Source organism: Variovorax sp. MSC1_012 (assembly GCF_023667525.1).
GTDB lineage: Bacteria > Pseudomonadota > Gammaproteobacteria > Burkholderiales > Burkholderiaceae_C > Variovorax > Variovorax beijingensis_B.
The window spans coordinates 496,665-510,652 of the sequence record NZ_CM174443.1 but is presented as its reverse complement, the minus strand read 5'-3'; the positions used below and the strand labels follow the sequence as shown (position 1 = coordinate 510,652).

At 67.2% G+C, this 13,988-nt stretch carries 4 protein-coding genes; 3 read left to right on the top strand and 1 reads right to left on the bottom strand.

Going from position 1 to position 13,988, the window contains the following annotated elements:
• Positions 1-249: 249 nt before the first annotated feature.
• From fhuF to L1081_RS02300, 3 genes are all read left to right on the top strand, one after another.
• On the top strand, positions 250-1,056 hold the full coding sequence (fhuF, locus tag L1081_RS02310) for a siderophore-iron reductase FhuF (RefSeq protein WP_489415010.1): 807 nt from the start codon (positions 250-252) through the stop codon (positions 1,054-1,056).
• A gap of 121 nt (positions 1,057-1,177) precedes the next feature.
• Positions 1,178-2,023: a formyltransferase family protein gene (locus tag L1081_RS02305; protein ID WP_489415009.1), complete on the top strand. Its 846-nt coding sequence runs from the start codon at positions 1,178-1,180 to the stop codon at positions 2,021-2,023.
• Positions 2,024-2,209: 186 nt separating this feature from the next.
• Positions 2,210-4,348: a TonB-dependent siderophore receptor gene (locus L1081_RS02300; RefSeq protein WP_489415008.1), complete on the top strand. Its 2,139-nt coding sequence runs from the start codon at positions 2,210-2,212 to the stop codon at positions 4,346-4,348.
• Positions 4,349-4,431: 83 nt separating this feature from the next.
• Here the strand turns inward: L1081_RS02300 and L1081_RS02295 are convergent, their stop codons facing one another.
• Positions 4,432-13,974 (bottom strand): non-ribosomal peptide synthetase, encoded by a 9,543-nt coding sequence (locus L1081_RS02295; protein WP_489415007.1) that lies wholly within the window; start codon positions 13,972-13,974, stop codon positions 4,432-4,434.
• Positions 13,975-13,988: the final 14 nt, after the last annotated feature.

Genomic DNA, 13,988 nt, shown 5'->3' with positions numbered 1-13,988 from the left:
TACTGCTGCCCGGCAGCACGGAACATCCGCGGCCGGGCCGGAACTGGCTGCAGGAACTCCGTCCGGCGGACAAGCGTTCCGGGCGGCACGACGCCGCCCACTGGGTAGACGCTCGGGCTTCGCCGATGTTCATCGCCGGCCGCCTCAGGGACGTGGCGCATCCGACTCCCGATGAACATCCGGCGTGCGGAAACGTCTTGTCCGGATGCACCGCGCGCATCGCTTCGACATCCCTTCGCAGGCCGGCCCTTGATCGCGCTGCTGGAGCCCATCTTCCAGGGCGCGCTGGCACCGCTCGGCGAAAGACTGCAGTGCGGGACGACCAGCCCTTCCGACGCCGTGCGCATCGAGGACCTGCTGCAGCCCGATACGCTGCTCCCGCTGCTGCACCGCCAGGCCAGGCTCAGGCGCAGCATGGGCAACGATCTGCGGGCCGTGGCCTCCGCATGGACCCTGGAGTACCTCGGTGCCCTGCTGCCGCCGGTGGTTGCCGCGGCCAGCGTGCTGCAGCACGTTTTTCCGATGGCGGCATCGCAGGTTCGGGTGCAGCTGGACGGCCGTGGCAATCCGCTTGTCTTTCACATCCAGGACATGGGCGAATCCCGCGCCGGCGCGAGCACCGCGCAACGCTATGGCCCCTTGCTGTGGCTGCACCTGCGGCCACTCTTCGCGGCGTTCGGCGAGCTGACGCGCGTGGCGCCGAAGATCCTGTGGGGCAATGCGTCGCGCAGTCTCGAGCCAATCTTCGACCAGGCCCTGGCGCTCACCGGCGGCGCAGTGCCGATCCTGCGGGACCGCGAGCACCTGCTGCACAGCCCCGAGTGGCCGACGGACGGCGATGGCCGGCCCTGCGCCAACCCCCTGCACGGCCGCCGGCGCGCGATCCACCGGCTGCACGACGGACAGCGCGCTCCCCTGAAGCTGCACCGGCAGTGCTGCCTCTACCACCTGCTGCCCGGCGAAACATATTGCGGCGCCTGCCCCCTCGCACCGCAGCACCGGCAAGGCGAGGATGAAGACGAGGGCGAAGGCGCGATCGGTATGCCGGCAGCCTGAGCGCGCCCGCGATGAACAGATCGCGCGCTGCCCCGTCTTGTCCTGAAGGTGCCGCGGCAGCTTGGGTCCATCCGCGCCCGTTCGCCGAACCGGCTTTCATCCACCCACATCCTCAGCTCCCATGTCCAAGGCAAAGCTCGTCTACATCCTTTCCCTGCGAAACGCCGCCGCCGACAAGGCCGGCCAGTACATCGACTTCAAGGGCGAGCAGCGCTACATGAAGTCGCCGCTCGAATACCTGGCCGAGGCGCTGGACGGCACGCCGCTGGGCGACGCCTACTCGCTCGAAGGCATCGTGTACGACGACGACGCGCACTCGCCGCGCGACCAGGCGGTGCTCGCGGACTACGGCTTCGCATGGCATCCGGACCGGAAATGGATCTTCCCGAAGGACCTGCAGGCCCAGGGCCGGCTGCTGCGCGACATGCTCCATGCGGTTCCGTCGACCTACCGGCGGCTGCCGCTCGACTCGGCCGACCGCGTGGCGGCAAAGAGCGCCTACGAGCGCACCCTGCTCGACAAGCTGCTGACCCTGCAGGCCGACGTGGTCGTGCTCGACGGCCTCCTGATCATCCTGGACGAGCTGGTGCGGCCCGGTGCGCACTTTCATCGGAAGATGGTCAACATCCACCCGGGCATCACGCGCATCGAGTCGCCCTACGAACGCCGCGGCGCCTGCGCGACGCTGGACGCCCTGCATGGCGTGCAGGGCACCAAGGTGGTGAACTGGACCACCATGGAAAAGGTGCCGGCGCCCACGGTCACCAAGACCGGCGCTTCGCTGCACTACGTGGACAACGGCATCGATTCGGGCGAGGTCATCTTCGACGTGCTCGGCACCGACATCGCACCGGAAGACACCATCCTCGAGCTGCGCTGGAACAACTTCAATCGCAGCCTCTTCCCGGCACTGCACCAGGGCCTGGCCCTGCTGGCGCCGCATGTCCGGCGCGCCTCGGCCTCCTAGCCGACAGCGCCGCCGCGCCGGCTCCAGGCCAAGGCGACCGCCTCTGCGTGCAGCGATTGCGCCTCAAAGTGCATGCATCGGCCGAGGACTGTCGCAAAAACACGACCAGGTGTTGCGGCGCGTACACCAAAATAAGAACCATTCTCATTACACTCTCCGCGGTTCATTCACCAACGAGTCCTTTCCATGCGCACTCTCCCCTTGCCTCGCCAACGTTTGCTGAACGCCTCGCTTGCGGCGGCCTTCGGAACCGCTACCGCCCTGCTGGGCTTTTCCGCCTCGGCCCAGACCGTCCGCACACCGGAAACACCCAGTGCATCCAGCACCCTGCCAGAGGTCACGGTGAGCGGCGAACAGCCGGAAACCGCCACCGGACCTGTCCGGGGCTATGTGGCCCGGCGCAGCGCGACTGGCACGAAGACCGATACGCCGCTGCTCGAGGTCCCACAGTCGATCTCGGTAATCGGGCGCGAAGAAATGGATGCACGCGGCGTCCAAGACATCATGGAAGCCGTGCGCTACACACCCGGTGTCACGGTCAGTAACTGGGGCTTCGATCCCCGTGGTATCGACTGGATTCTGATGCGCGGCTTCGACGCGACATCGGGCATTGCCGGCTACCGCGACGGTCTCGTCCTGCCCGCCTATTCCGTGACCGAACCCTACGGCGTCGAGCGCGTCGAAGTGCTGCGCGGACCGGCCTCGGTCGTCTTCGGCCAGGGTGATGCCGGCGGCATCATCAACCGCGTGAGCAAGATGCCGAGCAAAACTCCCGTGCGAGAAATCGAGGTGAAGTACGGCAACTTCCAGCGCAAGCAACTGGCCTTCGACCTGGGCGGAGTCGCGAGCGACACGTTGAGCTACCGACTGGTCGGCCTGGGTCTGGACTCCGAATCGCAGATGCGCTACGGAGACGGCACGCCGTTCGCAAACAAGCGCACTTACCTGGCCCCCTCGCTGCGCTGGCAGCCCTCGGCCGACACGTCGTTCACGCTGCTCGGCGAGTTTCTCGACAACAAGGCCGGCGACGACGTCTTCTATGTCATGGACAACGCGGGCCGCAACACTGGCATCGTCCGCGGCGACCCCAAGTTCAGCCGCATCCGGAACCGCCAGGAATCACTGGGCTACCTGTTCGAACACCATGTGAACAGCGACTGGACGGTGCGCCACAACCTGCGTTACTCCAATGCCCGCGTCGACAAGCACATTCTGCGCGACGCCCTGCTGCCGGACAACTACACGCTCACGCGCAGCGCACGCTCCTTTCCGGAGAGGTACAGCCAATGGACCTCGGACGCACAGCTGCAGGGCCGTGTGCGCACAGGGATCGTCGAACATACACTGTTGTTCGGCGTCGACGCGACCCGTATCCGCTACAGCTCCAAGGAGTTCTCGGGCCCGGCACCCAGCCTCGACCTGCGCAACCCCGTCAACGTCCTGCCGGTGCAAGAGCCTTTCATTCCCGAGAGCAGCAACACCCAGGTCACCCAGCAGCTCGGCGTCTACGCTCAAGACCAGATCAAGATCGATGATCGCTGGGTGCTCACGTTCAGCGGCCGACAGGATCGTGTGAAGTCCGAGACCATCAATCGCATCAGCAACTCCCGCACAAATCAGACCGACAATAAATTCAGCGGCCGTGCGGGCCTGAGCTATTTGGTCGGCAATGGCTGGGCGCCGTATGTCAGCTATGCCACGTCTTTCATGCCGACCAGCGGCGTCGACCTCAACGACAACCCCTTGCAACCGACTCGCGGCAAGCAGGTCGAAGCCGGTATCAAGTACCAGCCCGAAGGTTCGCGCACGTCGTTCACCGCCGCCATCTTCGACCTGCGCAAGTCGAACGTGGTCACTTACGACCAAGACACTTTCGAGGCTCGTCAGATCGGGCGCATCCGCTCGCGCGGCCTCGAACTCGAGGCCAAGGCCGAGTTGGCTCGTAACCTGAACTTCACCGCCTCCTATACCGTGCTCAACATGAAGGTGCTGGAGAGCGCCAACCAGAGCGAGCTCGGAAAAATGCCGATCCAAGTGCCCAAGCAATCGGCATCCCTGTGGATCGACTACACCATGGACAACGGCCTCGGCTTCGGCGGCGGGGTCCGCTATATCGGCAGACGCTGGAATGATGTGACCAACACCTCGGCCGAAGGCGGCGTCGCACTGCTCGACGCCACGGTGCACTACACGACTGGCCCATGGCGCTTCTCGCTCTCGGCAAGCAACCTGGCAAACCGCAAGTACACGGCTTCGCGCGCATACAACAACTACTATCCCGGCAACGAGCGAACGGTGGTCGCCTCCGCAAAGTACCAGTTCTGATCCAGCAGTAAGCACAAGAACGAAGCGCCCGTTGCCATCGGCAGCGGGCGCTTTTTCTTTGGGAGCGCCTGGCGTCGCTCAGATCAGGCTTGGACTGCCGCGACGAGTTCATGCATGACGGGATGCTCGAACACATCGGCGAGCCGCATCTTTCGCACCCGCGCCGCTCCAGCCTCAGTCCGCGCGTTCCATTGCAGAACCAGACGGGCCGCGAGCAGCGAGTCTCCACCCAGTTCGAAGAAATTCCCGTCGTACAGCCTCGAAGAGGAAAGGCCGGCCTCGCCAGCCTGCGCGAGAAGACTTTGCCAGAGCTCACCCATCAATGCCAGCGAAGTCTCCTCTTGCGCATCGATGAGCAGCGTTGAAGCGGCGGTTGTCGGCGCAAAGGGCTTCAGCAGCTTGATGCGAGCCGTTGGAAATCCATCCAACAGCGACGCCACCGTCCTTTCCGAGCCTTCGCGTAGCGCATCCAGCACGTCGCGCATCCGTTCGGCCAGCAACACCATGCCCTCGGCGTCGAACACATCGCGTGCATATTCCAGAGTCAGCAGCAGTTCATCGCCTTTGGTCTCGACGATCAACAGCAGCGGCACGCCAAGAATCCCGCGATCGGACGATGCGCGAATGCCCAGTCTGGCGCCGGCTCCGCGCGCCACCGCTTCGTCGACCGGATAGTTCTCGAAGATCATCAGCGTGTCGTACAACGGCTGCCCCGGGCGGCCGAGCCACCCCTGGATGGCCGGCAGCGACGCATGCTCGCGCTGGCGCAGTTCGAGGTTGGCCGAGACGATCTGCCGCAGCCATGCGCCCACGCCCAGGGCGGGCTCGGGGCGCAGCATCAGCGGCAGGCTGTTCATGCACAGGCCCACCACGTCGTCGATGCCACGCATCTCCAGCGAACGGCCGGACATGGTCACGCCGAAGCAGGCCTCTGCGCGGCCTGTGCACTGCATCAGCAGCACGCTCCACGCGGCCTGCACCAGCGTGTTCATCGTCACCTGCTCGGCCTGCGCCATCGCACGCAACGCGCGCACCGTGTCCGCGCCGAGCCTTGCCTTGGTGCTGCCGCATCCGTGGCGTGCCCATTGTTGCATCGGCACGTTAGACAACAGCATAGGTGCCCCGCCGATGTCCTCGTAGCGGCCGCGCCAGTAGGCCGCTTCGTCCAGACCTGCATGGCGAGCAGCGCGCACAGCACCGACAAAGTCCGCATAGGGCTGCAATGCCGACGACACGCGCTCACCCGCATAGAACGCGAACAGCTCGCCCGTCACCCGGGAACCGCTCCAGCCGTCGAAGAGCACGTGATGCCAGGTCCATGCCAAGCGGTAGGCCTGCTCGTCGACCTGCACCACGGTCCACCGCGCCAGCGGTGGACGCGCCATGTCGAAGCCCCGCACGCGCTCCTGCTCGCACAGCGCCTCCCATGCGGTCTCCAGGCTGGCTTCGTCGACGTGGCGGCCACGCCAGTCGATCAGCTCGATGACCGCTTCCGCCTGGCGGAGCACCACCTGCACAGGCTCGGCATCGGGCAACCAGTGGAATCCGGTCCGGAGCACCGCATGACGCGCCACCGTGGCCTGCCAGGCCGCGCGCAGCTTCGCGAGATCGAGGTCCTGCATCTGCACCAGTGTCTGGACGACATTGACCTCGGTAGCCGGCGCGATTGTGCATTCGACCAGCATGCCCTGCTGGCCCGGCGTGAGCGGATAGATGTTCTCGATCTCCGACGCGGCAACGGGCAGCTGCGACACCAGCGCATCCAGGGTCGGCATCGGCATCGATGCCACCAGCGGAAAGTCGCTAGGCGTCACGCCCTGCGCCTGCGCGAGACCGCCTGTGCAATGCGCGATCAGGGCCAGCAGTTCCCGCTTGAACGCCTCTACCCATTGCCGCACGCTGGCCGCGTCATGGCGCGCCTTGCTATACATCACGCGCAAGGCCAGTTCGCCGGCATACACCTGGCCGTTGACCAGGAACTCGTGCCCGAGCGGTGCACTCGCGTTCACCGTCACGCCCATGCCCTCGGCGGCCGGGGTCCACGGGGCCTGCTCATCGAACCCGCCGTCGAACTGCCCCAGGTAGTTGAAGACCACCTGCGCCTTGGGCAATGAAGCCATGCGCGATGCATCGCGCTGGCGCAGCAGGCCGAAGCCCAGCCCCTTGCCCGGAATGCTGCGCAGGCTTTCTTTCACCCGCTTGAGCGCATCTCCCGGTTCGCCCAGCGGCGCCAGCGCCACCGGATATGCACTGGTGAACCAGCCTACCGTGCGCGTCAGGTCGATACCCTCGAACAGGTCTTCGCGCCCGTGCCCTTCAAGGTCGATGAGCACGCGGGGCTGCCCGCTCCATGCGCACAACGCACGACCAAGCGCCGTCAGCAGAATGTCGTTGACCTGCGTGCGATACGCGGCCGGTGCATCCCTCAGCAAAGCGTCGGTCGCGGTGCGGTCCAGGCGCATTTCGATTTCGGCCTGCTCGGCCACGGTGGCTGCGCCGTGCGGGCGGTCACAAGGCAGTTCCGCAGGCACGTCGGCCAGCGATTGCCAATGCGCCAACTCAGTGCCGCTGGACAGCAGTTGCGCGGCATGGCCCTGCAGCGCCAGCGCCCAGTCCTTGTAGCTGCTGGTCTTTTCGGGCAGCACGATGGCGGCTCCTTGTACACCGGCTTCGTAGGCGGCGCCAAGGTCTTCGAGCAGGATGCGCCACGACACGCCGTCGATCGCCAGATGATTGATGGCCAGCAACAGCCGCTGGCTGCCGTCCTCGACCTCGATCGCCAGCGCGCGCAGCAGCGTGCCACGCTCGATGTCCAGGCTGCGCTGGGCCTCGTCGCACAGCGCTTCGATCTGCGCGCCGTCCCTCGCCTTGCGCACCCACAGCAACTCCTGCAGCTGGTTCGCCGGAACGTTTTCGTAGCGCTGGGTCCACTCGCCGCCGGCACCCCGCGTGAAGCGCAGCCTGAAGGCATCATGATGCACGACCACGGCTTCCAATGCTCGGCGCAGGACTGTCAGGTCGATCCTGCGGCGAGGCTGCAGCAGGATGGCCTGATTCCAGTGGCTGGGCACGGGCAGGCCCTTGCCCAGGAAGTCGGCCTGGATTGGCAGCAGCGGCACGTCACCGTCCAACTGGCTGGCCAGGCGGCGTGGCGCATCCTGCAACGTTTCCGCCACCGCCGCCAGTTGCGCCACTGTCTGCCGCTCGAACAGTTGCCGCGGGGTGATGCGCCAGCCCGCCCTGCGCATGCGCACCACGATCTGCAGGCTGAGGATGGAATCACCGCCGAGTTCGAAGAAGTTGTCGTTGCGGCCCACGCGCGGCACACCCAGCACGTCGCCCCAGCAGCGCGCCAACGCCGCTTCGACATCGCCTTCCGGGGTCTCGTAAGCATCGTCTGCGCCCGTAAGCTCGGGCTCGGGGAGCGCATTGCGGTCGATCTTGCCGTTGGCGTTCAGCGGCAACTTCTCCATCACCACGATGGCGGCGGGCACCATGTAGTCGGGCAGCACCCGGCCCAGCGCCGCCCTGAGCTGCCCGACGTCGATGGCATCGCCAGCGCCGACGTAGCCCACAAGCCGTGTGCCGCCCTGCCCCTGGCGCGCCACGACCACGGTTTCGCGTACGCCGGGCTGAGCCAGCAGTTGCGCCTCGACCTCGCCCAGTTCGATCCGCAGGCCGCGGATCTTCACCTGGTGGTCGATGCGGCCCAGGTACTCGATCTGCCCTGCTGCGCTCCAGCGCACCAGGTCGCCGGTGCGGTAGAGGCGACCGCCCTGCGGGTCGAACGGATCGGCGACGAAGCGCTCGGCCGTCAGGCCCGGTCGGTTCAAGTAGCCCCGCGCCAGACTGATGCCGCCCAGGTAGAGCTCGCCAGCCACGCCTTGCGGCACCAGGTTCAGCCCGGCGTCCAGCACGTAGGTCTGCGTCTGCGAGATCGGCCGGCCGATCGGCACCTGGTTCTGCCCGTCGTTGCGGCAGGCCCAATGCGTGACGTGGATCGTCGTCTCGGTCGGGCCGTACAGGTTCTGCAGGCTCGCGCCCTGCAAGCGTTCCAGCGCCTCTTTCTGGGTGGCCGCGGGCATTGCCTCGCCACCGCAGATGATGTGGCGCAGACGCGTGCTGGCCTCGATGCCGTCGTGCGCCAGGAAGGCCTGCAGCATCGACGGCACGAAGTTGAGCGTGGTGATCTGGTGGCGCTGAATCAATTCCACCAGCCGGGTCGGGTCGCGGTGATCGTCCGGCCGGGCGACCACCAGCCGCACGCCCGCGGTAAGCGGCCAGAACATTTCCCACACCGACACGTCGAAGCCGAACGGCGCCTTGTGCAGCACCGTGTCGGCCTCGGTGAGATGGTAGGTGTCCTGCATCCAGCGCATGCAGCTGTACAGCGCGCCGTGGCGAACCGCTGCGCCCTTGGGTTTGCCGGTCGAGCCCGAGGTGTAGATCACATAGGCCAGGTTCTCGCCATGCAACGGCACGCGCGGGTCGTGGCCGGGCTCGCCGCTGACATCCAGCGTGTCGATTTCCAGCACCGTCAACCCCTCGCTGCCGGGCACGCGCGCGCGAATGCGCCCTTGCGTCAATAGCAGCGCCACGCCGCTGTCCTCGAGCATGTAGGCCAGCCGCTGTTCGGGGTACTCCGGGTCCAGCGGCACGTAGGCGGCGCCCGCCTTCAGGATCGCGAGCAGGCCGACCATCATCTCGACCGAGCGCTCCACTGCAATTCCCACCTTGGCCTCGGGCCGCACACCCAGCGCGATCAGCCGGTGCGACAACCTGTTGGCACGCTCGTTCAGTTCACCGTAGGTCAGCGCCAGCTCATCGAAGAGCAACGCCACGGCATCAGGCTGGGTCCGTGCGCGACGCTCGAATGCGCCGATGACGGTCTGTGCCTCGCCGTTCGCGCCGGTCTCTTGCGACGCTGCGGCGGGGTTCACGCCCCACTGGCTCAGCAGCGCCTTTTCGTCGCCGGTCATCACGCCGAGTGCGGACATGCGCTGCGATGGATGCACAGCCAACGCGGTCACCAGCGCGCGCACGGCCTCCTGCATGAAGCCGCAGACGCGCCGCGCACCGACAGTGGCCGTCACCTGCGCACCGATGTCGAATCCCTCACCCATGTCGTCCACCGACATCGCAAGCGGATAGTTGCTGCGCTCGCGGCTGCCGACCATCTCGACACCGGCCCATGCGTCCGACGGCTCGCTCCGGCCCTGCGTTGCATGGCGGCAGTTGAGCAGCGCGGTAAACAACGGTGCGCCGCCGGAAAGCCCGCTGCAGCGCTGGGCCAGCGAGAGGCTGGCATGCTCGTGATGCAGCAGCCCGCTGAGCGCCGCATGCGTCTGCCGCAGGCACTCCTCGACGGTCTGCGCCCCCAGCCGCACGCGCAGCGGCAGCGTGTTGATGAACAGGCCCAGTGCCCGCTCACCGCCCTGCATGCGGCCGAACAGCACGGTGCCGAACACGACGTCGTCGCGGCCCGTGGTTCTTGCCACTACCAGCGCCCACGCCAGGTGGAACAGCGTTGCGGAGCTCACGCCGTAACGCTGCGCCTGCTGCCGCACCTGCGCGGCAAGCGCCGGCTCCAACTGCTGCCGCACGCTTTCGGCCAGCGATCCGTCCCCCTGCACATCGAGCAGGCCGAACGGTGCCGTAGTCTCCTCGACGTCGCCCAGCAGCTTTCCGAAGAAGGTCTCATGCTCCGCCCGGCTCATGCCCAGCCTGGCCTGCGCCACGAAGCGGCGGAACGGCACCGGCACCGACAGTTCGGTGCGCCGGCCCTGCTGGATGAGTGCAATCTCCTCCACGACCAGCTTCAGCGTGGTGTTGTCGTCCACCAGGTGGTGATTGAGCAATTGCAAGAGCCATCGCTGCCGCACGGTGTCGTGCACCGCGACAGCGTGGATCATCGGCGCCTGGCGCACGTCGATGCGGTAGCGCCCGGGGGCCGCGTAGAGAGCCAGTCGTTCTGCAGCATCCGATGATGCCGCGGCGCCTTCGGGCGGCGCCACCTCGCTAAGCCACCGCAGCTGCATCCGGGCATGCCGGAACACCACCTGCACCGGCTCGGCCAGTTCTTCCCACAGCACCGCGGTGCGCAGGATGTCATGCCGGGCGATCACTTCGTTGAAGTTCTCCACGAACTGCTCCAGCCGCTCGCGGCTGTCGAAGCCCAGCGCGCTCGACGTGACATACGCATCACCCTCGGTTTGCAGCAGGTGGTGAAAAAGCATGCCTTCCTGCAACGGCACCAGCGGATAGATGTCCTGGATGTTGGCCGCGCCACCGGGCACCGCGGCCTCGATGCGCCTCAGCTGCGGCGCATCGAGCGCGATGAGCGTGACCATCTCGGGCCGGAGGGCCCCGCAGCCTTCGGGAATGCCGTTGGGCGGCACGACCACTTCGCGACGAGCCTGCAGCTGCTCCTGTTCCACGGCCTGCGCGAAGCGCGCGAACTGCGGCCACTGGAACAACGTGCGGACCTGCACCGTCCAGCCTTTCGCGCGGATGCGTTCGAGCAGGCCCAGCGCCATCAGCGAATGGCCGCCCAGCTCGAAGAAATTGTCGTTGCGCCCGACCCGCTCCACGCCGAGCGCCTGTGCCCAGATGGCGGCCAGGGCTTCCTCGAACTCGCCCTGCGGTGCCTCGTACGCGGCACTCGCGGTGAACTCCGGCGCCGGCAGCGCCGTGCGGTCGACCTTGCCGTTGGCGTTCAGCGGCAGGGCCTGCAGTTCGACGATGACGCTGGGCACCATGTACTCCGGCAACTGCCGGGCCAGCCGTTCGCGCAAGCCCGCCACCTCCAGAAACTGCCCGGCCTTTGCCGACACGTAGCCGGCCAGCCACGCGCCGCCGGAGCCGTCCTTCGCCACCACGATGGCCTCGCGCACTTCCGGCTGCGCCAGCAGTTGCGCCTCGATCTCGCCCAGCTCGATGCGGAACCCCCGCACCTTCACCTGGTGGTCGATGCGGCCCAGGTACTCCAGCTGGCCCTTCCCGTTCCAGCGCGCCAGGTCGCCGGTGCGGTACAGGCGCCCGCCGCGCGCGTCGAACGGGTCCGCGACAAATCGCTCGGATGTCAGTGCCGCCCGCCGCAGGTAGCCGCGCGCAAGCCCTTCGCCCGCAACGTACAGCTCGCCTGGCACACCGATCGGTGCGGCATTCAGTTCGCCGTCCAGCACTCGCAGGCCCAGATCCGGGATAGGCACGCCGATGGGGCTGCGCCCGCCGTCGAGGTCGCGTCGCGTAATGGGCCGATAGGTGACGTGAACGGTTGTCTCGGTGATGCCGTACATGTTGACCAGCCTGGGCGTTTCGTCGCCGAAGCGGTCCATCCACGACCTCAGGGTCTCGGGCTCCAGCGCCTCGCCGCCGAATATCACGCAGCGCAGCGCTAGGCCGCCTTCGGCCAGCGCGGGCAGGCGCGTGAGCTGCCCGAACGCCGAAGGGGTCTGGTTCAGCACCGTCACGCGCTCCGTGCGCAGCAGCGACAGGAAGTCTTCCGGCGAGCGGCTGACCCAGAACGGCACCACTACCAGCTTGCCGCCGGTGCACAGCGCGCCGAAGATCTCCCACACCGAGAAGTCGAAGGCATAGGAGTGGAACATCGTCCACACGTCGTCGGGCCCGAAGCGGAACCATCCGTCGGTGGCGGCCAGCAGGCGCGCCACGTTGCGATGGCACAGCTGCGCGCCCTTGGGCCGCCCGGTCGACCCCGAGGTGTAGATCACATAGGCCAGGTTCTCGGGACCGACCCCGACACCGGGGTCGTGCGCGGGCTCGCCGCCAAGGTCCAGCGTGTCGAGCGCCAATACCTGCACGGTCTCGCCGACGGGAATATTTTCCCGCACGAAGCTCTGCGTGAGCAGCAGCGCGATGCCGCTGTCTTCGACCATGTAGGCCAGGCGGTCGCGCGGATAGTCGGGGTCGAGCGGCACGTAGGCGCCACCGGCCTTCAGGATCGCGAGCAGCCCGACCACCATCTCGGTCGACCGTTCCATGGCGATGCCGACCCGCGTCTCGGGTTTCACACCGCAGCGGATCAGGTGGTGCGCCAACCGGTTGGCGCGCGCGTTCAGTTCGGCATAGTCCAGCGTCCGGCCCTCGAAGCTCAGCGCCGCGGCGCCGGGCCGCGCGGCGGCCCGGCGTTCGAACAGGCAATGGATCGGCTCGACGTCGTGGCGCTGGCGTGCGCCACCCTCCCATTGCTTCAGGCGCTGCAGGTCCGGGGCGTCCGACAGCGTGAAGTTGCCGCTCGGGCATTCGATGTCGGCCACCATCTGCCGCAGCACCTCGACATAAGCCCGCGACAGGCGATCGACGGTCTCCGGCTCATAGAGCGCCGTGTTGTATTCGAGTCGGCCACCGACGCGCCCGCCGGCAATGGTGACGTCGAGCGACAGTTCGAACTTCGCGCTGCGATGCGGCGCCATCACAGGCCCGACATCGAGGCCCTCGAAGGTCGGGCCCTGGCTGCCGTCGTCCATCTGCAGGCCGAACATGACCTGGAACAAGGGGCTGCGGCCGGCCTCCCGGCGGTCGTTCCGGCTCGCCAGCAGGACATCGAAGGGAAGGTCCGCATGGTCGAGCGCGGCCAGCACGTCGGCACGCACCTGGCGGCACACGTCCCGCAGCGGCATGCGCGGCGTCAGCCGTGCGCGAAAGACCTGCGTCGTGACGAAGAAGCCCATCAGGCCGTGCAGTTCCTCCCGGTGCCGCCCCGCCGAAGGCACGCCCACGGCGAAGTCGTACTGGCCGCTGTAGCGCGCCAGAAGCACCTGCCATGCGGCGAACAGCAGCACGAAAGGCGTGCTGCGTTCGGCCCGGCAAAGTTTCTGCAGCGCCTCGCACAGCGGGCCGTCGAGACCGAAATCCATCACCGCGCCGTCGAAGCCCAGCCGCTCCGGCCGCGCATGATCGGTCGGCAGCTCGAGCGCCGGCACCCCGGCGCCCAGGTGCGCGTTCCAGTAGTCCAGATCGCGCTGCATCCCGCCGCCGGCTTCGCGGGCGCGCTGCCACTGCGCATAGTCCGCGTACTGCAGCGGCAGGGCCGGCAGGCGAACAGGGCCCGGCACGCGCAGCGCAGCGCCATAGGCATCGGCCAGGTCCTTGGCCAGGATCGGATTGGACCAGGCATCCGAGACGATGTGATGCAGGCAGATCGCGAGCACGTGCTCCTCTTCGCCGAGCCGCACCAGCCGTGCCACCAGCGCCGGCGCCACGCTGAGATCGAAGACGTGCGAGACCGTGCGCCGCACGGCATCTTCGAGCCTGGCCTCGCGCGACGCCGCCGCCTCGCCGCTCAGGTCGATGCGCTCGATCCGGAATGGGGCGCTGTCCTGCACCAGCTGCAGGGCCGCACCGTCGCGGCTGAAGAAGCGCGTGCGCAACACCGCATGGCGCTCGACAAGCGCCTGGAACGCGCGCTCCAGCACCTCGTCGTTCAGCGGGCCCGTCAGGCGAAACACACGCGGCAGGTTGTAGGCCGTGAGCTGCGGCTCGAGGTTTTGCAGGAACCAGAGCTGCTGCTGGGCGAAAGACATCGCCACCGCCTCCCCCGCCACCGTGCACGCGACGATCGCATCCGGATCGGTGCCCGCCGGCATCTTCTTCATCTCGTTCATCAAACGTTTTTCCT

Coding starts and splice junctions, on each gene's coding strand:
- L1081_RS02305 (WP_489415009.1), top strand. CDS start 1,178: ATGTCCAAGGCAAAGCTCGTCTACATCCTTTCCCTGCGAAACGCCGCC.
- L1081_RS02300 (WP_489415008.1), top strand. CDS start 2,210: ATGCGCACTCTCCCCTTGCCTCGCCAACGTTTGCTGAACGCCTCGCTT.
- L1081_RS02295 (WP_489415007.1), bottom strand. CDS start 13,974: ATGAACGAGATGAAGAAGATGCCGGCGGGCACCGATCCGGATGCGATC.